A 23,392-nucleotide genomic window follows, 5' to 3' on the forward strand; every position below is an offset into this window, starting at 1 on the left:
ACCCTTTTGATAGCAATGGAGTTGTTGCAATGAAAAAGGATGCTACCCGTTCGGGGCTGCGCTATCTGATGGTGCTGCTAGTCCTGCTCCTTCCCGTTGCCATGTCATGGGCCAGCGTCACCATTGTAGGCAGTCGGATTATCTATCCGTCGACCATACCCTCTGTCGATGTACAGCTAAAAAATAACGATGACTTTCCCTACGTCGTACAAACCTGGTTTGACAACGGTGATATGCGTATTGGGCCAGAGAATGCGAGCGGCATTCCTTTTATCGCTACGCCGCCGGTATTTCGTATCCAGCCAAAAGCAGGGCAGGTGGTGCGCGTGGTGTACAGCCAGAGTAAAGCGTTACCGAACGATCGTGAATCTGTCTTCTGGTTCAACGCGTTGCAAGTACCGCCGGCCAATATTGGCGGCCGTCAGCAGAATAAAGTGCTGGTGATGTTACGCACGCGGATAAAACTTTTTTACCGGCCGGAAGGGATTGGTTCACCGGGCAATCTGGCTAAAAAGCTGCACGTTACCGTGGTGCGTAATGCCCGAAAAGGTGCCGGTATTGTCATCAGCAACCCGCAGCCATGGTATGCGTCCCTCAGCAACCTGAGCGTGACGGCAAGTGGTGTATCACGTCAGCTCAATGTCGAAATGATTCCACCTTTCTCCAGCCGTACTTTCTGGATACCTGGGAAATTCAGCGCCAACTCGCTTAACGGTACCGTCATCGTGACGTTGGTTAACGACCAGGGAGCAAGGATAAGCGAGCGTTATCATGTCGCCGAAGGTTAAATTCTGTCGCAAAAATATCTTCGTTATCTTAGCCGTAGTCTGCTCCGGTCAGGCATTTGGCGAAGAATACTATTTTGATCCTTCTCTTCTACAGGGGACGGCTTACGGACAAGGTATGGCGAGCGTTAACGGTCCCGGCACGCCCGCCGGAGAGTATCTGGTTGATGTTATGGTCAATGGCTCGCTGCTAAAATCCGGCGCAAAGATACGCTTTAATCCAGTCAATGGTGGACAACGCACGGAGCCTTGCCTTCCTTTCTCGCTGATGCAGGCTGCTCGGGTAAAATCGCTCCCGGATAAAGCACCTCCAAATAGCTGTCGTCCGTTAAGGGAATGGGTATCCCGAGGCGAATGGCAATTTGATAGCGCGACGCTACAGCTCAGGCTTACGCTGCCGATGAACGAGTTGATGCACAGGCCGCGCGGCTATCTTCCGCCTTCGCAGTGGGACAGCGGCGCATTGGCTCTGTTTTTACGCCATAACACTAACTGGACCCACACTGACAACACCAGCCAGCACTTCCGCTACCAGTATTTGTGGAGCGGTATCAACATTGGCAGCAACATCGGACTGTGGCAGCTCCGCCATCAGGGTAACCTGCGCTATGCCGACAGCAATCAGAGCGGAAGCGACTGGCATTACAATCGCGTACGCAGTTGGGTGCAGCGACCACTCGCCGCAATCGACAGCATCCTGACGTTTGGCGATAACTACACTGACTCCAGTTTATTCGGTAGCTTGTCGTTTAATGGCATGAAACTCGCCACGGATGAGCGCATGTGGCCGCAGGGTAAACGCGGCTATGCGCCTGAAGTACGCGGCGTGGCGGCAAGCAGCGCGCGGGTGGTCGTCAAACAGCTGGACAAAGTGATCTATGAAACCCATGTTCCGCCCGGACCGTTCTCTATTGACGATCTTTACAACACCCGTTATCAGGGAGATTTGCAGGTTGAAGTGATTGAGGCTAACGGAAAAGTATCGCGTTTTACCGTGCCTTATTCTGCGGTTCCCGACTCAGTACGACCAGGCAACTGGCACTACTCTTTCGCTCTTGGCAAGGTCCGCCAATATTACCGCATCGACAACCGCTTTCTTGAGGGGACACTGCAGCACGGGGTGAATAATAACCTCACTCTTAACCTCGGATCGCGGCTGGCGCATGATTATCAGGCCTGGCTGGTCGGCGGCGTATGGGCGACCCGCTTTGGCGCATTTGGTATGAACGCCACCTGGTCTGGTGCGCGAGTGGAGCATAATGACCGCCAGCAGGGCTGGCGTACGGAACTGAGCTATAGCAAGACTTTTTCCACTGGTACTAATCTGGTGCTGGCGGCCTATCGCTACTCAACCGGTGGATTCCGCGATTTGGAGGATGTATTTGGCGTACGCCGACAGGAGCAAAACGGCATTGATTACTACTCTGATACGCTGCATCAACGTCAACGCCTTTCTGCGACCGTCAGCCAGCCCTTAGGCCATTCAGGTACGCTCAATCTCAGCGCCAGTACCGCTGATTACTACCATAATCAGTCGCGGATCACGCAGTTGCAGCTAGGCTACAGCAACCAGTGGCGAAAAGTGAGTTATGGATTCAACCTCGCCAGGCAGCGTTCCACCTGGGACTATGGCCGCTTCTACCGCAGCGTTAACGAACCGCAGGATCTGAGCCAGCGGCAAAAATATACCGAGACGACGCTGTCTTTTACTCTCTCCATTCCCTTTGACTGGGGTGACAGCCCGACATCCGTGGCGATGAACAATAACCAGTCGCGCGCGAATCACTCTTCAACCCTGTCGATGACCGGGACCCGTGGCGAGCAGAGCGAACTCTCCTGGTCTGTTTATGGCGGCTATGAACGCTATCGCAATGGGGATGAAGGGGCATCGACGACTTTCGGCGGTAATTTTCAGCAAAACACCCGTTTTGGCGCGCTGCGTGCGGGCTACGACCAGGGAAAGGACTATCGGCAGGTGGCACTGGGCTCCTCCGGGACCCTGGTGCTGCATTCCGGTGGCGTGACGCTCGGTCCTTACGCCAGCGACACCTTTGCATTAATTCACGCCGATGGCGCGCAGGGCGCAGTCGTCCAGAACGGTCAGGGAGCGGTAATCGACAGTTTCGGTTACGCCATTTTACCTGCGCTATCTCCGTATCGTCGCAACAACGTCTCTCTCGATACTCGCCAGATGCGCAGCGATGCTGAACTGACGGGGGGAAGCCAACAAGTTGTTCCCTATGCCGGCGCGATCGCGCGGGTGAACTTCTCCACAATTACCGGCAAAGCGGTGCTTATCGCGGTGAAAATGGCGGATGGCGGCATTCCGCCGATGGGGGCCGAGGTCATTAACAGCGAAGGAGCTGTCATTGGGATGGTCGGGCAGGGTGGGCAGGTTTATGCCCGTATCAGCACTCCTTCAGGCTCATTGCTGGTGCGTTGGGGAAAAGGGACCGATCGACGTTGCCATGTGCCCTACCAGTTCGATCTGCATTCGCCTGAAAACGTGATTTATCTTACAACGACCTGCGAGAGGGAATAGTCTCATGTGTTATCTCCGCCAAACGCTGCTACTTACTGCTACCCTGCTTTTCAGCACTGCGCCCTGGGCTAACTGCGTTAAAGTGACGGATAATAGTTTCCTTTCTGAGGCGGCGATTAAAGCAGGCTATACCGCACGCTACTGGCGCGGTGCCTTTGATGACAATATTGGTCATCTTGGTCTGCCGTCAGTCATTAGCGTTAGCGCGAATAATAAGTTCCAGCCTTCCGGCACCGTGCTTGCCAGTACGGTGGGTAATTTCCTCACTGCAGGCGTTCAGACGCCCTATACGGCAAAGCAGGTGCTTTACCGCTGTGATTTGCAGGACGCCGGGAAGCTGTATGAATTGTATTCAACCAACGGCGATAACTACTTTGTTGGTGGAAGTCGGGCGAAAGAAGTGGAGGGAGCCTACTATGACGCGGAACGTAACGTCGCGGTACGCATGACGAATTTGAGTACCGGCGAATACTATAGCCGTTTCTGGAAGCAGCGCCAGCTTACTGCGGATAGTTGGTTTCAGGACGATCGCGCAATTTATATTCCCGCAGGCGCATTTAGTAATGTCCTGTATGAGATGATTAAAATCGCCGCCTCAGGTCCCTATGTTTTTGGCGACAGAATTAACAAAGACACCTATAACCAGCCGCGCGGCTATATCGCATTCAAGGGGCCTGGCTTACTGACCTCCGCTATTCAACCCGGTATGGATCATGCTTCAAGTTATTATGGTTGGCCAGAATCCTGGCCCGGTGCGTGGAGTAGCTACAATCAGGTCACCTATATTCGCGGCGCGGCCTGCTCCATTGAAGATTATCCCGCGACGGTGCTGCTTCCTACCATTACAGCGGAGGCGCTCTCTTCTGGCGAAAGCAGCGAAGCGCCTTTCAGTATAACGCTTGAGTGCGAGGCTGGCGCGGTGTCCTCGACTCATTCCACCACTAGTGTCGCTAACGTAGCCATGGGTTTTTTAGTCAATCAGCCTGGCGCCGTGGCCGCCGCGCGCCGCCTTGGCCTGACGACCACCGGCGGTGGATTGACCTGGTTACTGGACACGCATTATGGCGAAAAGGGCGTGGCTTCCGGAGTAGGAATACGGATTTACGATGAGGGCGGTGCGCCGCTTAATCTTTTGCCGGACAAAATGAGTACCGGAACGGGCAACGCCCGTGGCTGGTATGGATATAAGGAACTCACCGTACTAACGAGTAAAAAAGACCGCGGTTCAGTGGAGGTCTGGCACGGTGATTTTACCGCCTCCCTTGAGGCGCTCGGTGGACAACCGGTAACGGTAGGGAGCGTGAATGCGCAGTTACAGGCAGTGGTTAGTTTTCAGTAAGGCGGTATTAGCGCTGCTGTTGCTGGCAGGCGTCATTTCTGCGCCGTTTGCTGCGGTTAACGTTGACCGAACCCGGCTCGTATTCGCCTCTAACGATATTGCCCAGTCGCTGACGCTCGCAAACGACAGCGTAACGCCAATGCTGTTACAAATCTGGACCGACGCCGGAGAAATAGCTTCTTCCCCCGATAGCACCCGTACGCCGCTGGTAGTATTGCCGCCCGTCTTTAAAATGCAGCCGGATGAGTTGAGAACACTTCGCGTGATGCTGAGCTCACGGCGCAGTCTGCCAGAGGATCGGGAGAGCCTGTTCTGGCTCAACATTTACCAGATACCGCCTGAACTGAGCGCGACGAAAAGCGCCAGCCGCAAGCTAGTGTTACCCCTACGGCTGCGGTTGAAGGTATTTATTCGTCCGACCGGCTTAAAGGCGCCCACCGCCAATGATGAACAGAAACTGCGCTTCAGCATCACTTCGCAGGGCATCACGATAACCAACCCAACGCCGTGGTATATGAGCCTGACAGTAACGACAACAAAAGGAATCAGGATCGATAACATCATGCTCGCGCCGTATGAGCAGCGAGATGTCGTACTTTCTCAGGCTCCAGGCGTGGGGGCAACGTTAAACTATGCGGTGATTAACGATTCAGGTAACTGGCGGACCTATACCGCAACAATTATGCATAATGAGATTTGAACGCTGTTTTTCACGGATATCCATCCCCACACTGAGGCATTTTTCCATCGTACATTCATTCTTCAGGCCGGACTGAATATCGACAATAATAAGTTCAATAGCCATGCGGGTTTCACTGAGGATTTTATTAACCGGACTACCAATGGTCTTAGTGGCATTGTAAGCCGGAAAGATGAGGCTGACGTCGATTTTATTCTTCATCTTTCCGCGCCGTGATGGCCTCATTATCTGGTTTACCAGGCAAGTGTATGCAAGATAATCGTTTTGATAGATCAGCTTTTCGATATTGATCGTTAGCGCCGATCGATAAGCGATGTGTTGATGCGATACTATGCCTTCACAATACAGTAAAGCTGATCTCTGCCAGTACCGAATCGCCGATAAAGATTTCTTTAGACTACGTTCGCGTAATAGATAAACGCGAGCTTGTTGCCGTCCGGATCGCGTACGTAGGCGCTGTAAAATCCCTGACCATACTGCGGCCTATGACCCGGTGCGCCTTCATCTGTGCCGCCCAGACTGAGCGCGAGGGTGTGTAACTGCTCAATATGCTCGACGGAACGTGCATTCAGCGCCACCATCGTGCCATTACCAACGCTGGCAGGTTGTCGATCGAAGGGGCTGCCGATGCACAGTCCAACGGTGTGGTTGCCGTTGAATGTTCCCCACGACGCCCCTTCTTCATTACGCCCGGCCTGCGGTTGCCCAAGCAGTTCCATTAGCGGATCGTAAAACTGAATGGCGCGTGGGAGATTGTTGGTACCTAACATAATGTAAGAAAACATACTGTCCCTCATATTCATGATGCCAGAAGGCTCAGTGGTTATCCGCCTTATGCGCCCAGGCGGGCATCGCTGTAAGATAACGCTTAGCACGTATACGCGCCTCTTCCGGGCCGACCTTTTGCCATGAGTCGAGAAACGCCGCCAGACCTGCAACGGCTTCATCCCAGGATTTCAAATTACCGTCGGCATCACTACACCAGGTGCAATATTGATTGCTGGCAACGTTGGCATCACTACCGGAGATTGGCATTCCGCAGGCCTGGCAAAACCGTTCATGCTCTGTCATACAACGTTCCTTTTGTTAGAGTGATGGTTAATAAATATACACCCAATGACGAGAGAACTTAGGGGGCTAGATCAATTGTTGAGCGCTCGCGACAACCCGCAATGGGGCGCTGACCGCACTGCCGGATATCGAAACGCTGAATGCTTTTATTACGCAATGTCATCTACCGGACTACGAAATAAAAGACCTTTAAGCATGATAACGGCGAGCTAAATAAATTTAGCTCTCTATGATTTTTGTGAATGTCCCCGCATCCTCATCGGATGGCGGGGATTTTTACTTTATTTTTGCAGGAAGATTAAACTGTAATACGCTTCAGCCCCGCTATCGCTTTTTCGAGGTAGGCGCGTGGACATCCCATGTTCAGGCGAATAAAACCTTTGCCAGCCGAACCAAAGCTATTTCCCATGGAAGGCGCAATACCGGCAACATCAAGCATAACCCCTTTGAGTTGCTCATCATCCAGTCCAAGCGCTTTGCAATCGATCCACAGCAGATACGTACCCTGGGAAGGAACAACCCGGGCCCACGGGAGATATTCATCAATCTGTTGAATAAACCAGCGTCGATTTTCAGCCAGATAACCAAGTAACTCGTCTAACCAGGGCGCGCCATGCTGCCATGCTGCCGTACTTGCCTCGACGGATAGCGCATTGAACACATCCAGCCCATGCGCATCCAGACGGCGTAAAAAGTGTTCACGCAATGCCGGTGCCGGTATCAGAAAATTAGCAATGCGTAGTGTCGACAAACCAAATGTTTTACTGGCGGAGGTGGCAGAGATAACGCGCGAATGCCAGCGCTCTCCCAGATGCAAAACTGAAGTAAATTTTTCCCCTGGCAGTAATAAGTCAGCCCATATTTCATCAGACAGCAACGTAACATTATAGGTCTCACATAAGGTGAGTAGCTGTTCCAGCTCCTGCGCAGACCAACAACGGCCAGTTGGGTTATGCGGATTACATAAAATCATCAACGGTGGGCGTTCAGTCCGGAATAACATTTCCAGGTGCACAAAATCCATTTGATAACCCGTAACCGGATCCTCAGATAATGGGTTTTCCAGGAGCTGCCTGCCGTTCAGAGAGATAATTTTGGCGAATGAGCCGTAGTACGGCCCCTGAACGACCACGCCTTCACCGGGTTGACTCAGCATTTGCACCAGTAGAGATAACCCCGGAACGACACCTTCAATGCTGCAGACCCATTCCTGCTTTATTTCCAGTTGATGGCGGGTGGAGAACCATGAGTTTAATGAATCAAAGTAACTTTGTGGGCGTTCGCTGTAACCAAAAATGCCGTGCCCGACGCGGAGTGTTAAAGCCTCCTGAACGGCAGGGGGGCAAGCAAAGTCAAAGTCAGAAACCCACATTGGCAACAGTTCATGTGTATCTTCGCCGAAATATCGCGTCATAAAGTCCCATTTCAGCGAACCGGTATTGTGGCGATCGATAACCTTATTAAAATCCATTACATGCTCTCCCTATTCTGTTGCCGTAATTTTTTTAGCTGAACCTGCCGCTGATGGCGCTTTTGCGATACCGATTCCTGTAAAACCATAAATCAAGGCGAAGAAGATTGCGGCATAGCACTGAATTGCCCATGGCAGTAAATCCAGCGTACTCACGCCTAATGTCGTTGCCATATAGACTCCGGCAGAGGTCCACGGCAATAGCGGTTCAATAACTGTGCCCGCGTCTTCAATGGTGCGGGACAGATTTTTAGTATCCAGTCCCATACGACGGTAAGCGTCTTTAAATAATTCAGCTGGAACCAGAAGCGCGAGTTTGCCGTCGCTTGTCGCACCTGTCACCAGAATGGTGGTTCCAATGGTCGCCGCAATTAGCTGACCGACACTGTGAATGACGGTCAACAGGCGGTTAATAAGAATGTTGAGCGCCCCCGTTAACGTTAAAGCCCCGGCAAAAGAGAATGCGCAAAATACCAGAAGGATAGTGCTCATCATTGAGAACATTCCGCCACGGTTAAGCAGGCGTGGTACATCCGCAATAATGCCCTCGCTCCCTTGCGGGAACATCGTAATATTAAAGCCATCGATAAAGGCATCCAGTCCTTGCTTGATGCTAAGTCCCTGCATCACAACGCCCAGAATCAGGGCTAATACGCACGCGCTCAGCATTAAAGGAATGACCGGTTTTTTACGAATCGCCCCCCATAAAACGATTACTGGCGGCAAAATCAGAATGATATTGAAGTGGTACAGCGACTCCAGGGCGTTGACAATATCGGTCACCCGTTGTGGCGTGGCGACCTCGCCCAGCATATTGCTGTGGCCCGCAATTAAATAAACCACGGCTGCAAGCAGAAAGCTGGGAATTGTGGTCCACAATAAGTGCTGAATATGCTCGAAAAGGGTAGTATCTGCGACAATGGCCGCAAAGTTAGTTGAGTCTGACAGCGGCGATATCTTGTCGCCGAAGTAAGCACCTGAAACAACGGCTCCCGCAGCCGCTGCCATCGAGACATCCAGTCCGGCGGCAACCCCCATCAATGCTACGCCCACCGTTCCGGCTGAACCCCAGGAGGTTCCGGTACATACGGATACGACGCTGGTCAAAAAGAAGGCGGCGATGAGAATGTATTCGGGGCTGATGAGTTTAAGTCCCCAGTACACCATATAAGGGATGGTGCCGCTAAACATCCATGTTCCAATCAGGCCGCCAACGCAGATAAGAATCATAATAACCGGCATTGCTTTGGCGAGTTTATCGACCACCGAATTAATGATGTCTTCCCAGCAATACCCTTGCCACCAGGCCATCCCTGCGGCGACAGCGGCAGAACACAGTAACAAAGGTTCAATGCGTAACCCCATAATGCCGTAGCCAATAATTAATAGCAGGAGCATGGCTAAAATAGGGATCGCTGCCAGTCCAAATGAGAGCGTTTTTTTCTGATTTTGAGAGGCATTCATTCATGAATCTCCAGTCTGTAAGGTCGTTCAAGAGTAGAGAACACCCTTAGGCCTGACTGTGATCGTTCATTGGCCCTCATGTAAGCGATTACATGAGAACGTTAAACTTGAAGTCGATCACAATTCAGGGGCTTGACGATTTACGCATTGATGACGGGGGGAAGAACAGAATCGCGGATCACCAGATCCGCAGTGAAGCTATTCACACTGGGACGCTGGGTTGCGCCCTTAAAAAGCTGTATCGCCAGGTGCGAAGCACAGCGCGCCATCCGTTCAACGGGGTAATGCATTGTTGTCAGCGCGGGATAGAGATAGCGCGCCATCACCACATCATCGAACCCAACGATTGAAAGCTGCTGTGGCAGTGTAATTCCTTGTTGATGAAGGATGCGCATAATCCCGGCGGCCATCACATCATTAAATGTCACCGCTGCGGTGAAAGGGATGCCGCAATTTAGCAACTGATGTGCAGCGCGTTCGCCCCCCTCTTCATTGAAGGGGACGCTAATAACCCAGTTTTTATCTGGCGTAATACCATATTCGGCCAGCGCCAACTGATAGCCCTCCAGCCGCTCACGACGATCGATAATCGGTAAATCACTTGTCACGCAGGCAATACAACGGTGTCCTTGTTCCAGTAGATGTAGCGTGGCTGTTTTAGCTGCTTGACTATTTTCCAGCCATACGCAGCGATTGGCCATCCCGGCAATATAGCGATTCACGACGACCATGGCCGGGAAATGCGCGGCATATCGCAACAGTTCTTTTTCGGAGAGCCTACTGGCATGGACCACAATAGCTTCACAGCCCTGGTTGATCAGGAAATCGAGCCCGGATTTTTCCATTCCTTCATCGTGGCCACCGCTGCATACCATCAGCCGAAATTGTTGCTGGCGTGATACTTCTTCCACGCCTCGGGCAAGTCTGGCAAAAAAAGGATCGGCAAGATTGCCGGTCAATAACCCGAGCATGTCCCCGCTGCGTTTCGCTAATGCAATTGCGGCGGCATTGCGATGATAATTCAGCTCGCGCATAGCTTTTTCAACACGCTCACGCGTCACCGGTTCAACCCATGCAGTTTGATTAATAACGCGTGAAACGGTTGCGGTGGATACTCTTGCTAACTCTGCAACATCCTTTATCGTTGCCATACCGGCTCTTTACCTTATTGATGCTTGAGAATTTGCTTATCACTGGTTTTTATTTGGAAAATTAACTATTGGCTTTTATTTATCATGAGTTCATCTGACGTCTAGATTTGCATCAATGCCAGTTTAACGGCAAGCCCGGCAAACGCAACAGCAAAGAAACGCAATACCCAACGTTGCACAGCAGCATTATCAACCACATGCTGGCGTATGCTGGCTGCACTAATTCCATATACGGTAAATACAAAGAAAGTCATAACCATAAAAATCAGACTCATTTCCAGCATCTGAGAAACAGGTGAGATCTCACCTTTAATAACGAACTGCGGTAAGAATGCCAGGAAAAACATGGAGAGTTTAGGGTTGAGTAGATTGATAAGTATCGCCGAGGTTATAACTTGCCTTAAACTCTGTTTTTTAGTTTTACTAGCCATATTCAGATTTTTATTTTCATTAAGCGTTTTCCATGCCATATAAAGCAGATATGCTACGCCCAAATATTTAATTATCTGAAGGGCCATTTCACTAGTATGCAGTATTGCAGCAAGTCCTGTAATAACTGTTAATATGTGCGGAACAATACCCAGCGTGCAACCCAATGCAGCAATTATACTTACGCGAGCACCATCTGAAATGCCCGTGGCGACAGTATAGAGTACGCCAGTCCCTGGAGATGCCACGATAATGAGAGTGGTAAGGAGAAACTCAAGCGTCATAATGAATTTCCCCCACAGACTTTTACTTCGGACTCGATGTAACGGGGCGACTGAGTCTGCGCAGTGAGGTTGGTACGGGGAATAATGCCATCCGCACGAATTATTCCAGTGTAGAGTCGTTCAACATGATTACGAATGATGGGAGGGTAGAATAGTGACATTGGCAAATCTCTCTTCCGGAATGTTTCCAGCAGCATGCCGAGTGTCACGATTGGTGTATTGAATAAAATTGCAGCTTACTTTATCGCTGCAGCATAGGCGCCGGGCGTTATGCCATAAGTACGAACAAAAAGTCGCGTCATATGACTTTGATCTGCAAAACCGGCGGTATAGGAGGCATCAGTAAGAGACATTCCTCCAGCGATAAGCTGCCTCGCCTTTTGCAGTCTCCGCTGGATAAGATAAGCATGTGGAGTAAGCCCTGTGACTGTAGAAAAAACACGTAGTAGCTGAAACTGACTCACGCCTCCCAGAGCTGAAAGCTCATGGAGTGATAACGGTAATGAGGGGTCATCATCAATACGCTCCTTTGCCAGGATAATTGATTTTGGTACGCCCTTTTTCTCAATACGCGGGCTTGCGAGTAAGCCTGCCAGTAAAAAGAGCAGGGTTTCTTCCTGTTCAATTTCGCTGTGCCCGCCGCGGGAATCCGTCAGAATTCGAAAGAGTGTCGAGAAATGGGCCGCAGGCTCACGATTACGAAATACTGGGCTGGATAGCTCAACGCAGCCGGAGCGACTTTCCGTCAGAACTTGCATGGCGCCGGACAAAACGGTGGGGTCGAAATAGAGCATGCGCCACGACCTGCTTTCTGTTCCCAAAGGTGAGCCATCATGGACTTCACCAGGATTAACGGTGATCACATTCCCCACTACAGCTTCTACCCTACCGCGCCCACTCATCGAAACCTGAGCTCCACGAACGATTAAGCCAATGCCGAACTGATCATGAGTATGACGCCCAAACCGGAAGGACGTATCGGCAGATACCGCATGGACACCTGCCATCCCACATCGAAGGGTTGTGAAACGTTCTTTCTTCATCGAATTAAGACCGGGGTGATGAGTTATCAGTACATCCTCTGAGTATATCTACTCAGAGGCTAATCTTTGATTTTTTTTAAACTGAATGATTAACGTCTGTGAAAAGCATTATTTCTCTCACATACGATATTCAATCATCCCACTCTTTTTGGCAACCCAGTCATACAGTCTTTGTCCACGCAGGTTGGTTTCATGCGTGTGCCAGTATAATCTTGACGCATGGTTTTTTTGGGCTTGCTTTTGAACATACTCGATCAGCTGTTTACCGATATGTTGACCGCGCACTTCTTCGCTAACAAATAGATCTTCGAGATAGCAATAGTTTGATTCTGCCCAGGTTGAACGGTGAAAAACATAATGCACCAGGCCCACAATTTTACCATCATATTTGGCAACTGCACAATAAACTGGTTCGTCTGGCGTCAGAAAACGCTCCCATGTTAATTTCGTTACTTCATCTAAAATTTTAGTACGATAAAATGTTTGGTAGTTTATCCATAAAGGAAGCCAGCTGGAGTAATCTTCTTGTTCTGCAGCTGCAATAGTAATAGTATTTTTGCTATTCATATATTTCTCCTGATATTGTATAAGAATAATGTCTCAGGAGTATGATCCTAGGGGCTTTATAAATTCTGGTAAAGAGACACTTTTTACCTATTGATAGGATCCACTTTTAGCATAAAGGTTAATACAATGAAGAAAAATAATGCACCTTTATTTCAAGGATTTGTTTTAGGAAAAGGTGTCGTGAAAGAACAGGTTTATCATGCTCTTCGTGAACACATTCTTGCAGGCCGATTACCAACAGGAACAAAGATGCCTTCAACCCGGGCGTTGTCCGAGATGATGGCAATTTCACGAAATTCAGTGATTGCCGGTTATGACAGGCTATTAGATGAAGGGTATATTTTGACCCGGAAAGGGTCTGGAACCTATGTTGCGCACAATATTCCGGATCGGAGTATCAGCAATAGCTATCCAATGATAGCGTCGGGGGAAGTCGTCGCGCCTGATGAACAGGTAAATGGCCAAAATAATCCTGCGCGCGATTTATGGTCAAATGAGTATGAAGGGCGCGGCATGAACCGTCTATTTGCGGTTGGTGTTGGCTGTACGGATCTCTTCCCGCACGCACTATGGGGCAAATTACTGCAACGGGTCTGGAGACAATCCCGGCACCAATTGGGGGCCCACACTCACCCTTGCGGATACTTTCCTTTGAGAAAAGCAGTTTGTCGTTACATCAAAACAACGCGTGGAGTGAACTGTAACGAAGAGCAGATAATCATCGTAAATGGTATCCAACAAGCATTGAACATTACCGCACGAGCGCTGCTGTCGACAGGCCATGAAGTTTGGCTGGATGAACCGGGTTACAAAGGCGCACGAGGGGCTTTTATGTCTGTTGGCGCAATTGTGAGGCCGGTACCGGTAGACAGCGAAGGAATGAACGTCCGCTATGGTATTGATCATTTCCCTGACGCTAAGCTGGCCTATGTTGTCCCGTCGGATCAATATCCATTAAGTGGAACATTGAGTTTATCCCGGCGTTTTGAGCTGTTGGAATGGGCGAAGTCAAACCAGGCATGGATATTTGAAGATGATTATAATAGCGAGTTCCGCTATGCCGATCGCTCTTTACAGGCATTGCAGGGATTAGATGATAATCAACGGGTTATTTATGCCGGTACATTTTCGAAAATGATGTATCCAGAATTCCGTTTAGGTTTTTTAGTTGTCCCGCCAGGTTTACAACAACAGATTATGGTGACGAAATATTTTACAGATCTCGGCACCAGCTATCTTGAGCAGGCAATGATGGCGAGTTTTATTGAGGATGGGCATTATGCCAGTCATGTGCGTCGAATTCGCAAGACGTGTTATGAAAGAAGAACTGCGCTGGTCAATGCTATTCAAGAATACCTTGCTGATAAAATGATTGTTCAGCCTTCTGACTCTGGCGTTCATATTGTGTGCTGGCTACAAAACGGATTGATCGGAAATGATGTCGAGGAAAAAGCCAGAGCACTGGGGATGGGAATACTATCACTGAGCCGTTATTACCAGGGAGATATCAGCCGACAGGGGATTTTGATTGGTTTTGCAAATCACCCGGCAGAGGCACTTGTTGATGGGATACGTCGTCTGGCTCAGGTTATTTAAATAATAATTTGTTCAGAACGTCTTAATGTTGTTTGCCATGCAAAGTATGGTTATGAAGCGTACTGCGAAGCGAGCGATTTTCGTGACTAGACATATCTGGCGGCATGGCCTTTTGAAACTTTTGACGCCTTCCTGGATGATGTAAAAAACATGCAAGAACAGACAGATCTGAGGCACTGATGGTGAGTACCTGACACCGCGACCGGCCTACGATATGTGGCTCAATGAGCGTAATTTCGATAGCCTGAGACGGCAGATTAAACGTCCTGGTGAGCTGATGGAAAGGAGCAGGTTTGAGGTCATTTAAAGGCGACTCCCCAATATAGCCTTCAGGGGAGTACCATTTCGACTGAAATGAGGGTTTTCACTGAAAATGCTCACCTATGTCAATCTCATGATCAAGCATCTGAATAAGAAATAGTAGATTTCGGCTATTTTCTTTTTTGGCGCGGTTAGCTGGAAGCTCCTTTTTTTGATTGCGTTTATCATCCGGTTTGTATTGTTGTAATATAGATTTCACAAAAACACCACGATAAACATCATAGCTACTTGTTCCCATTCCTAAATGATGAAATCCTTTGAGTTTATATAAACTTACTGTTTTTATATTAATGCTTAATATTTGCGCAATTTTTTTCACTGATAAACCACATGCCAGCAAGAGTAATACTCTTCTCGGTTGCTTTCCTATTCCATAATTTGAAAGAGTCTGGTAAATATAGCTATTGACATGATAAATTAAATCATCAGTATTTGATGGAATAGGGTGGCGATATTTTTTAATAATATCAGAATTATCAAGTTTTGAAATGATAAGGCTTGATAACATCGGGATGATTTGTTTTGGTGTTTTATGCATATATTCAATAAATTCAATATCTGTAGGGACAAAATAGAATGGAACTACGCGATCGGCATAGTTAAATTTTTGACCGAAAAATTGTATTCGTCGCTGCTGTAGATGAGGAGATAATCTGGATAATAACAGAATACTTTCATGTGGAAGTATTCCAAGAATTACTGGCGCAGTGGCATACACCTCCAATAATTCTACGAGTGATTGTGGTGAGAAGCAGGTCCTAATCTGGGTTTCGGGAAATACCTGACTATACAACTCCTCGATTGCATAAGTTTCAGGCCATTGTAGTGCATATACGATCAGAAATTCGCTATAGCTAATATTATTCATCTTCTCCCCCCATTTTTGTATTCCGCATCATGACAAGGGTATGCCATATATCGTTGTTACCCGACATACCATTTCCAACTCGTGAACGATAAGATCCCATAATAGTTCTCCGGGGTTTTGCATTTGATGGGGGCGACGTTTTTATCTTGTTCTTCACTGATTCGATCATGACGCGTTCCACCCATATTTCATTACATGGATGGCGCATTCCTGGCTGTATCTGCTGTCGTGATCGAAAATGAATAGAGTTAGGGCGACTTATTATATATGATAACTGGAAAGAGGCCCTTCGTTTAGGCATCGCAAAAGCCTTAGCAATGTCGTTGCGATTCACCCATTTTTTTTGTTGCTGACACCATAGAGCAATAATTATGTATAGTGGTTGCTTTGAGTATTGTGAAACGCTGTCAGGTATAATTGCATTGTGATAGTTTATATTTCTGAGTGATTCGTTTTTCATGCTATTATCCTATTTAAGACTTAAGACAGCGAGAGTGTTTAAAACGTTATAATTTGTTAAGTTTTTATATTGACTGATTTTTGGGTAGGGTTATATTAATGGGGTTGGATGTAAACATTTGTTTTAAGTCAATGTCCAGGTTTTGTTCGCTATGTTCTGTTGTGTCTGTACTTATGCTATCAATTAAATGGCGAATAATAACGTACAAAACTGGCATGCAATAGATGTCACCTTTCATACCTTCTTTTACTATTATCCTGCCACTTGTTCTAAAACAACTAAAAAGAAGTTGTCCATTAAATTGATTATTAATTAAATCAATAATCAATTTAATTTCGAATTTATTATTATCTGGAGATAGTAATACTTCCATTAGCTTTAATAATCGATTTATTTTTCTGTCACCAATAATTTTTCTCCACTGATTGAATTTGCCAACATTCATATCGCTTAATTGCATTTTTGAACGATGTAATACTTCTGCCCAAAACGTTTCCAGCTGTTTCTGTTGGATATTATTCATCAGTACACCATGAACCGTGTGCATTAAAAATTAAAATGTTTTTTCCATAAATTGTCCTGATAACAGTGTGGATAATATTAAAAGCAAAAAATATCAATCGATAAGATAGGCAATATACATCAAAAAGATAGGTACAGGCTCCAGTGATTCTTACAAATAATTTAGTCATAGAAATCCCGTCACACAAGGCCTCTGCATGGGTGGGTTACTGTGTCTGTAGTTTTATAGCCCAGGCTGTAATGGCTGGTTTCATCAGTAATAGAGATAGATAGTGTATTAAAGGAAATATGATGATTTTTTTTCTATGTTATTGTTTTATAACTGTATTTTGTTTATTTTTTATTGATTTCTGACGTGATGCTTAGCACTTTACTCGTTATTGTCGATCGTAAAGATCGATTTTACTTGTTGTAAACATTATATAAAAAATGATTAGGCTTTTTAGCAATGCTAGGAAGTGACGGTTGGTTGATAGCCAGGTTTTTCACAAACTGAACTACGCTCCCCGTTGACCGATAAGCAGAACAGTATGTCGGGTTTTATCTGTCTAAATTGCCTAAATGAACGGACTGAAAAATGAATAAAGTAAACAAGTTAATCTTATCGGCCTGCGTTGCTGGCAGTATGGTAAATGGTGCATGGGCAGCGGCCCCAGTTGGTGCTGATTATGGACATGGTACCCTGCACTTTACGGGAAGCGTGATTAACTCTCCATGCAGTATTGCTCCGGGAGACGAGGATATAGACGTTCCATTAGGTCAGGTTGCCAACAAAGTTTTAGAAGCTGGTGCTGGTTATTCTCTCACACAGCCAATCACAATTCATCTGCAAAACTGTGATCTAACTGCACATACGGGCGTAAGCAGCGGTACTGGTACCGTCGACTATCCTTCATTCTCTAAAGTCACCGTTCAGTTTGCAGGATCTGCAGATGCTAGCAATGCCGAGTTGTATGCAAACACGGGTACTGCCCAGGGCGTAGGTATTCGTCTGATGGATACTATGGCGGGAAATGTTCCACTGTCAGCGAATACTACTTCGGCTGAGCATGGCCTGACATCTGGCGATAATTTACTGAAATTCGGTGCGCGTCTGGAAAAAAATGGTCAGGCTGTTGTAACGGGGACAGTTGCTGCTGATGTTACTTATGCATTGAATTACAAGTAATCTCTATCGATACAAAATCCAGGCAAGACATTTATTCTAAATAATAGATATAAGATTATTGTATATGAGTATTAGACCTGCATATCTCGCATTGCTTCTGGCAATCTATTTTCCTGTGGTGAATGCACGGAGTGTTGAGTTTAATACTCATCTTTTAGATGCTGATAATAAGAAGAATGTCGATTTGTCAGCTTATTCTCAACAAGGTTATATTGCGCCTGGTGAATATATTTTAGATATTGTCCTTAATGGCCGAACGATTAAAGAGCAACAGATTGTTAATTTTTATTTAAATGATGATAAAAGTAACAGCTTTGCCTGTCTGACTCCGTCATTGATTGGACTGATAGCGTTCAAAAATGAAGTCAAAAATAATCTGTCCTTTTACCCTGGAACACAGTGTGTCAATCTTACGGCCTCCGACAGCAGTGTCGTTTATTCTCCTGATAACCAGACTCTATCTGTGACGGTGCCGCAGGCCTACCTTTTATATCAGGATGATGAATGGTCTCCGCCATCCCAGTGGGAGGACGGTGTCAACGGTTTTATTTTTGACTATAACCTGCTTGGCAACCGCTATATGCCACATCAAGGAGATGTAAGTAGCAATTACAGCTTGTACGGTACGTCAGGATTGAATGTTGGCGCATGGCGCTTACGTTCTGATTACCAGTACACCACAACCAGGGGAAGTGGGGAAAATGAGTCATCACTGACTTTCCCGCAAACATATCTCTTTCGTCCTGTTCCTTCTCTCCAGGCCAGATTGGTGATGGGGCAAACATATCTGAACTCCGATATTTTTGATACGTTCCGTTTTAGCGGAGTGTCACTTACTAGCGATGAACGTATGCTGCCCCCGTCGTTACGTGGTTATGCGCCACAGATAACCGGAATAGCACAAACCCATGCCCAGGTCACCGTATCCCAGAATGGGCGTATTCTCTGGCAGTCTCAGGTACCAGCGGGTCCATTCGTTGTGCCTGGATTAAGTGAAACGGTCCGTGGAAATCTCGATGTTACCGTTCGGGAAGACAATGGGCAGGTACATACCTGGCAGGTGAATACAGCCAGCGTTCCGTTTCTTACCCGAAAAGGAAACGTTCAGTTTAAAACCGCGGCAGGTAAACCGCTGATCTACGCTGGCAGCAGCCACACCGTCGAGCCGCTTTTCTCAACCGGCGAGATGACGTGGGGAGCATTTAACAATACATCCCTTTATGGCGGGTTTATTGCCAGTGATGGTGATTATCGCGCACTGGCACTGGGAATCGGCGAAAATATGGGGGTATTTGGTGCCGCGTCATTTGATGTCACGCAGTCTGTAGCAAAGATACAAAACGAGACTCAGCAAACGGGTTACAGCTATCGTTTTAATTACGCCAAAACCTTCGATAAAACGGGTAGTACAATCGCATTTGCCGGGTACCGTTTTTCTGAAAAAAGCTTTATGACGATGAGCCAGTATATAGACCGCTCGAATGGCTATGGCTCGTCACTGTCCGAAAAACAGAGCTATGTACTTACGTTTAACCAATCCATCAGCTCACTCGGGCTCAATGCTCTGTTCTCCGTGAGTCATCAGAATTACTGGAACAGTAATGTCAGTGAGAACTACACCGCTTCATTGAATAAGATCTTTAACCTTGGTCCTTTTCAGGGAGCAACCGCTTCACTTTCTTTGGGGCGAAATCGCACATTACGTAATGAACAGGATAACCAAATTTATCTTTCACTAACCTTGCCCTGGGATACACAACGGCAGGTCAGCTACAGCATCCAGCACGATAGCAATGGACGTATGAATCAGACCGCAACCCTCTATAACCGGCCATCGAATAAAACCTCCTGGAGCCTGGGGATCGGTCAACAGCATGATGAAGGGCAGCAGGACGGTACGTCACTGAACGGAAATATTCAAACAATGACGCCATACGGTCAGGGTAATGCGAACTTCAGTATGCTGAGCCAGCAGTATAAGAGCTTATCCCTGAACTGGTATGGCTCTTTCACGGCTACGCGTTATGGCGCTGCGCTTCATCAAAATATGGCGGGAAATGAGCCGCGGTTGATGATTGATACCGGAGATGTGGCGGGGGTGCCTGTTGATAATGATAACGGTACGACAAACCGCTTTGGTATTGCGGTGGTACCGGCTGGTTCAAGCTATGAACGCTCAGACATTGCTGTTGATATTACCGCCCTGCCTACAGATGTTAACGTGTCGGGTAATGTCATTAGTAAAGTGCTGACTGAAGGGGCCATCGGATATAAGAAGATTATGGCTACGAAAGGCGGTCAGTTGATTGGAACTATACGACTGGCTGATGGTTCGTTTCCACCGCTCGGTACACAGGTAAAAAACCAGAAAGGTAGGGTACTGGGCATTATCGGTGATCAGGGTTTTACCTACCTTTCCGGTATCAGCCATGAAGATCGCAATAATGTCAGCGTCGCTTGGTCACAGGGGCAGTGCAAATTACAGCTTCCTGAACATTCGGACCTGACATCGGGCGTATTGTTATTACCCTGCCATTAATGGAGATGAGTTGTGTTATCTAAACGTGTTTATAAACTTTTGGCATCGCTTGCTGTTGGTCTTTTACTGGTAAGAGCAGGGACTACTAATGCGGCTGTAAATATTGACAGGACCCGAATCATCATGGATGGTTCTGATAAATCACTGGCAGTCACGTTAACTAATCAAAGTAAAACACAGCCTTATCTGGCACAGTCATGGATCGATGATGCCAATGGAAAACGCTCAGAATCATATTTACTGGCATTACCACCTTTACAGCGAATTGATGCGGGGAAAAAAACGCAGGTCAGAATTATGGCATTACCCGCTATTGCCTCTCTGGCTAAAGACCGGGAGACACTTTTCTACTTTAACGTCCGCGAAATCCCGCCGAAAAGCGACAAGGAAAATGTGCTACAAATCTGCCCTGCAGAGTCGTTTGAAGTTATTTTATCGTCCTGACGGCATAAAGAAAAAAGCCAGCGACCGCGTAGAGGAAAAAGTTACGGTAACACGTCAAAATGGTAAGTTGGTGCTTAATAATCCGACGCCCTACTATATTACCTTAGGGTATTTAGGTGCTGATAATAAAGGGAGCTTCCCTGGTTTTGACAGTATTATGATAGCACCACTCTCCTCGTTGGATTTTAACGTTAAATTTGGTGGTAACTCATTGAATGTAGGATATATAGATGACTTTGGCGGGCTTCACATAAATCCGTATCGCTGTGCGGAAATGCTGTGTGTTTTTGAAGGGAAGTAAACTTAAATTAAATGGGTATGCACAACTTTTTGGAGGGGGGGAAATGCCAAGACTTGCGTTGTTTTTATTAGTTTTCAGCAGTGGATATTTACCATTGTCGTTTGCTTATGCGGCAGGGTGTCAGTTCAATGGTTCAGCTCAAAATATTTTTCTTAGTGTGCCACAGATGTCTATTCCGACTGATACACCAAATGGCACAGTACTTTACACATCGCCGAAGACATCTATTAATCTGAGTTGTGAAGGTGAGACTTATGGGCAATTCGTTACCGCAGTAACTACATCTGATTTTAATTCTTATCTGTCAAGAAAAAATGGAATTACAACAACAATATACATTGACGGTAAGCCTTATGATCGTCAACAAGAAAATGTGATCGGTTTTACTACGGCAACGGGAAATAGCTTTAAAAAAAATCTCTCAGTCTGGGTGGAAATAAAAGTAGATTCATCAAAAGGAAAAGTACCTCCTGAAGGAACATTATTGAACGGTTCTTTCCAATCAATATATTTTCTTGTTGATAATAATTATTTTCTTCAAAGATCGATAATATCAATCTCAACACCAGACATTACTTTTATACCTTGTACGATGGAGGTAGCTGTCTCTCCCAACACCATTGACTTTGGTGCAGTTAAAATCAGCGATATGGAAAAGGGAATGAAGCTGCAAAGGAAATTCACAACGTTAATTCAGAAGAGTAAAGGCTGTACCATTGCGGTCAGCGCGCCATTTGGTATCAATATGTACTTTGAACCAGCAGCTCCAGGGATTAATGCTGATGGATCTCTTAACTTAAATAACGGGTTAGGATTATCTATTTCAGATACATCTGGAAAATATATTCCTTTTAATACCGCATGGAAGATTGATGATGTAAAGGTAGACTCAATCCTGAAGAATTATTTCACCGCGAATTTACAAAAGATATCGGGTCAGGACGTTAAGACAGGACCTTTTAGTGCGGACGTAGTGGTAAGGCTCAATTTTTACTGAGATTCCAGACATCTGGCTCAGAATACGCAATGAGTACCATAAATATAACAGGAGGCAGTATGACACTCCCTCCTGTTGCAGAATTACTTCTGCCGCGACTCAAGCCAGACCAGCGCCAGCGTGGAGAACGCGCACATCAGCAGAATGCCGACCAGCCAAAACAGATACCACATTGTGCATTCCTCCCTAGTAAAGTTCGTGGTTGTGGCGGCGGATCGTTTCTACCTTGATTCGCCCCAGCATCTTGTAATAACTCCAAGCGGTATAAAGCAGCACTATCGGTAGAAAAATCAGCACAATAACCAACATGATACTGAGCGTCATCTGGCTGGAGGTACTGTCCCACACCGTCAGGCTGGACAGGGGTTGCACGCTTGAAGGCATCACAAACGGAAACAGGGTGATTCCGGCGGTGAAGATCACGCAGGCCTGGGTCAGGGAAGCGCACAAAAATCCCCACACGGCCCGACGTTGCCCGCAGGCATAGATCGTGAGCATTGGAAAAATCATGCCAGCTAGCGGAATAATCAACAACAATGGTGACTGATAAAAATGCGCCATCCACGCGCCCGGCGAGGTTGTTACCGCTTTTAATAGCGGGTTGGAAGGACCATTAGGATCCTGGCTAAGCAGCACAAAGCCATCAATTCCTGTCCACAGCCAGTAACCGGCTAACAGAAAGCAGAGTACCACCAGCATTGCGCTGCGGCGGGTGGCGGACAGCGCGCGTTGGCGAACGATGCCATCGGTTTTTAACTGGAGCCACACGCCCCCTTGCAGAATAACCAGCATCAGGCTTAACGCGCCGCACAAAAGGGCAAAGGGAGAGAGTAACTGCCAGAAGGTGCCCAGGTATTGCACATGCAGTTGCGGCGTGTGGATAAAAGGCACGCCCAAAAACAGGTTGCCGAACGCAATGCCGAAAATAACAGGCGGAACCAGACTGCCGATAACCAACCCGGTGTCCCATATTCTGCGCCAGCGCGCGTTGGCTATTTTACCGCGATAGTCAAAAGCCAACGGGCGAAAGAAAAGGGCGCATAGCACCAGAATCATCGCCACATAAAATCCCGAAAAAGCGGCGGCATACACGCGTGGCCAGGCGGGGAATAATGCGCCGCCCGCCAGAATGAGCCACACCTGATTACCTTCCCAGTGCGCCCCGACGCTATTGATTAATACCCGGCGTTCGTCATCGTTACGCGCGATCAGCGGCAACAGGCAGCCGACCCCCATATCAAATCCGTCAGTGACCATAAAGGCCACCAGAATGATGCCAATTAGCAGCCACCAAATGAGCCGCAGCGTTGCATAATCCAACATGATTATC

At 47.4% G+C, this 23,392-nt stretch carries 24 protein-coding genes; 10 read left to right on the forward strand and 14 right to left on the reverse strand.

All coding sequences use genetic code 11. The features are described 5' to 3' along the window. Positions 1 to 29: 29 nt before the first annotated feature. The 4 genes from FDX09_RS05210 to FDX09_RS05225 are packed head-to-tail and all read left to right on the forward strand — an operon-like array spanning position 30 to position 5,366. Positions 30 to 788: a fimbria/pilus periplasmic chaperone gene (locus tag FDX09_RS05210; RefSeq protein WP_085047707.1), complete on the forward strand. Its 759-nt coding sequence runs from the start codon at positions 30 to 32 to the stop codon at positions 786 to 788. Continuing rightward, on the forward strand, positions 772 to 3,327 hold the full coding sequence (locus FDX09_RS05215) for a fimbrial outer membrane usher protein (protein ID WP_087856459.1): 2,556 nt from the start codon (positions 772 to 774) through the stop codon (positions 3,325 to 3,327). The genes FDX09_RS05210 and FDX09_RS05215 overlap by 17 nt, the downstream gene beginning before the upstream one ends. Positions 3,328 to 3,331: 4 nt before the next feature. After that, positions 3,332 to 4,666, forward strand: coding sequence for a fimbrial usher protein StbD (gene stbD, locus FDX09_RS05220; protein WP_137346879.1), 1,335 nt, complete (start codon positions 3,332 to 3,334; stop codon positions 4,664 to 4,666). Then, positions 4,632 to 5,366, forward strand: a complete 735-nt coding sequence (locus FDX09_RS05225) for a fimbrial assembly chaperone (RefSeq protein WP_137346880.1) — start codon at positions 4,632 to 4,634, stop codon at positions 5,364 to 5,366. Before stbD ends, FDX09_RS05225 begins: the two co-directional genes overlap by 35 nt. On the opposite strand, the gene FDX09_RS23835 is transcribed toward FDX09_RS05225, so the two are convergent. From FDX09_RS23835 to FDX09_RS05275, 9 genes are all read right to left on the reverse strand, one after another. Continuing rightward, complete coding sequence (locus tag FDX09_RS23835) at positions 5,316 to 5,567, reverse strand: glycosyltransferase (protein ID WP_233638874.1); 252 nt, start codon at positions 5,565 to 5,567, stop codon at positions 5,316 to 5,318. The two genes, FDX09_RS05225 and FDX09_RS23835, sit on opposite strands and share 51 nt — an antisense overlap. Before the next feature lie 191 nt (positions 5,568 to 5,758). Continuing rightward, on the reverse strand, positions 5,759 to 6,151 hold the full coding sequence (locus tag FDX09_RS05235; protein WP_085047703.1) for a VOC family protein: 393 nt from the start codon (positions 6,149 to 6,151) through the stop codon (positions 5,759 to 5,761). A gap of 31 nt (positions 6,152 to 6,182) precedes the next feature. Then, positions 6,183 to 6,437, reverse strand: a complete 255-nt coding sequence (locus FDX09_RS05240; protein WP_038637880.1) for a zinc ribbon domain-containing protein — start codon at positions 6,435 to 6,437, stop codon at positions 6,183 to 6,185. A 298-nt stretch (positions 6,438 to 6,735) separates the two neighbouring features. After that, a complete protein-coding gene (locus FDX09_RS05250) occupies positions 6,736 to 7,908 on the reverse strand; it encodes a MalY/PatB family protein (RefSeq protein ID WP_087856458.1) in 1,173 nt (390 codons plus the stop codon). A 12-nt stretch (positions 7,909 to 7,920) separates the two neighbouring features. Next, the gene (gene nhaC, locus FDX09_RS05255) at positions 7,921 to 9,372 is read right to left on the reverse strand and encodes a Na+/H+ antiporter NhaC (protein WP_087856457.1); all 1,452 of its coding nucleotides are present in this window, start codon (positions 9,370 to 9,372) and stop codon (positions 7,921 to 7,923) included. Positions 9,373 to 9,512: 140 nt separating this feature from the next. Continuing rightward, entirely contained in the window at positions 9,513 to 10,523 is a 1,011-nt protein-coding gene (locus tag FDX09_RS05260) for a LacI family DNA-binding transcriptional regulator (protein ID WP_038637887.1), read from the reverse strand. Between the two features lie 101 nt (positions 10,524 to 10,624). Next, positions 10,625 to 11,236, reverse strand: a complete 612-nt coding sequence (locus tag FDX09_RS05265; protein WP_087856456.1) for a LysE family translocator — start codon at positions 11,234 to 11,236, stop codon at positions 10,625 to 10,627. A 236-nt stretch (positions 11,237 to 11,472) separates the two neighbouring features. Further along, a complete protein-coding gene (locus FDX09_RS05270) occupies positions 11,473 to 12,279 on the reverse strand; it encodes an AraC family transcriptional regulator (protein WP_137346881.1) in 807 nt (268 codons plus the stop codon). Positions 12,280 to 12,396: 117 nt separating this feature from the next. Next, positions 12,397 to 12,846, reverse strand: a complete 450-nt coding sequence (locus tag FDX09_RS05275; RefSeq protein WP_137346882.1) for a GNAT family N-acetyltransferase — start codon at positions 12,844 to 12,846, stop codon at positions 12,397 to 12,399. Positions 12,847 to 12,972: 126 nt separating this feature from the next. Here FDX09_RS05275 and FDX09_RS05280 point away from each other — a divergent pair, with 126 nt between their 5' ends. Then, the gene (locus FDX09_RS05280) at positions 12,973 to 14,442 is read left to right on the forward strand and encodes a PLP-dependent aminotransferase family protein (protein WP_137346883.1); all 1,470 of its coding nucleotides are present in this window, start codon (positions 12,973 to 12,975) and stop codon (positions 14,440 to 14,442) included. Positions 14,443 to 14,806: 364 nt separating this feature from the next. Here FDX09_RS05280 and FDX09_RS05290 read toward each other — a convergent pair whose 3' ends face one another. From FDX09_RS05290 to FDX09_RS05300, 3 genes are all read right to left on the reverse strand, one after another. Then, positions 14,807 to 15,631: a LuxR C-terminal-related transcriptional regulator gene (locus FDX09_RS05290; protein WP_137346884.1), complete on the reverse strand. Its 825-nt coding sequence runs from the start codon at positions 15,629 to 15,631 to the stop codon at positions 14,807 to 14,809. Then, positions 15,624 to 16,091: a CaiF/GrlA family transcriptional regulator gene (locus FDX09_RS05295; RefSeq protein WP_137346885.1), complete on the reverse strand. Its 468-nt coding sequence runs from the start codon at positions 16,089 to 16,091 to the stop codon at positions 15,624 to 15,626. The genes FDX09_RS05290 and FDX09_RS05295 overlap by 8 nt, the downstream gene beginning before the upstream one ends. A 64-nt stretch (positions 16,092 to 16,155) precedes the next feature. Next, the gene (locus tag FDX09_RS05300) at positions 16,156 to 16,614 is read right to left on the reverse strand and encodes a hypothetical protein (RefSeq protein ID WP_223229535.1); all 459 of its coding nucleotides are present in this window, start codon (positions 16,612 to 16,614) and stop codon (positions 16,156 to 16,158) included. Positions 16,615 to 17,190: 576 nt separating this feature from the next. Between FDX09_RS05300 and FDX09_RS05305 the strand changes: the two genes are divergently transcribed. The 5 genes from FDX09_RS05305 to FDX09_RS05320 all read left to right on the forward strand — a co-directional run bounded on the left by FDX09_RS05305 (position 17,191) and on the right by FDX09_RS05320 (position 22,062). Continuing rightward, entirely contained in the window at positions 17,191 to 17,781 is a 591-nt protein-coding gene (locus FDX09_RS05305) for a fimbrial protein (RefSeq protein ID WP_087856452.1), read from the forward strand. A 70-nt stretch (positions 17,782 to 17,851) separates the two neighbouring features. Then, the gene (locus FDX09_RS05310) at positions 17,852 to 20,320 is read left to right on the forward strand and encodes a fimbria/pilus outer membrane usher protein (protein ID WP_249359985.1); all 2,469 of its coding nucleotides are present in this window, start codon (positions 17,852 to 17,854) and stop codon (positions 20,318 to 20,320) included. A 12-nt stretch (positions 20,321 to 20,332) separates the two neighbouring features. Beyond that, on the forward strand, positions 20,333 to 20,764 hold the full coding sequence (locus tag FDX09_RS23840; RefSeq protein ID WP_249359979.1) for a fimbria/pilus periplasmic chaperone: 432 nt from the start codon (positions 20,333 to 20,335) through the stop codon (positions 20,762 to 20,764). Further along, positions 20,742 to 21,065: a hypothetical protein gene (locus tag FDX09_RS23845; RefSeq protein ID WP_249359981.1), complete on the forward strand. Its 324-nt coding sequence runs from the start codon at positions 20,742 to 20,744 to the stop codon at positions 21,063 to 21,065. The genes FDX09_RS23840 and FDX09_RS23845 overlap by 23 nt, the downstream gene beginning before the upstream one ends. 43 nt (positions 21,066 to 21,108) lie before the next feature. Next, on the forward strand, positions 21,109 to 22,062 hold the full coding sequence (locus tag FDX09_RS05320) for a fimbrial protein (RefSeq protein WP_137346887.1): 954 nt from the start codon (positions 21,109 to 21,111) through the stop codon (positions 22,060 to 22,062). 83 nt (positions 22,063 to 22,145) lie between these two features. Here FDX09_RS05320 and cbdX read toward each other — a convergent pair whose 3' ends face one another. Together cbdX and appB are read right to left on the reverse strand one after the other, a co-directional pair. After that, complete coding sequence (cbdX, locus tag FDX09_RS05325) at positions 22,146 to 22,235, reverse strand: cytochrome bd-II oxidase subunit CbdX (RefSeq protein ID WP_069323885.1); 90 nt, start codon at positions 22,233 to 22,235, stop codon at positions 22,146 to 22,148. A 13-nt stretch (positions 22,236 to 22,248) separates the two neighbouring features. Further along, a complete protein-coding gene (appB, locus tag FDX09_RS05330; protein WP_137346888.1) occupies positions 22,249 to 23,385 on the reverse strand; it encodes a cytochrome d ubiquinol oxidase subunit II in 1,137 nt (378 codons plus the stop codon). Positions 23,386 to 23,392 lie beyond the last annotated feature (7 nt).

Origin of the sequence: Citrobacter sp. wls717 (assembly GCF_005280955.1) — a bacterium.
Lineage (GTDB): Bacteria > Pseudomonadota > Gammaproteobacteria > Enterobacterales > Enterobacteriaceae > Citrobacter > Citrobacter werkmanii.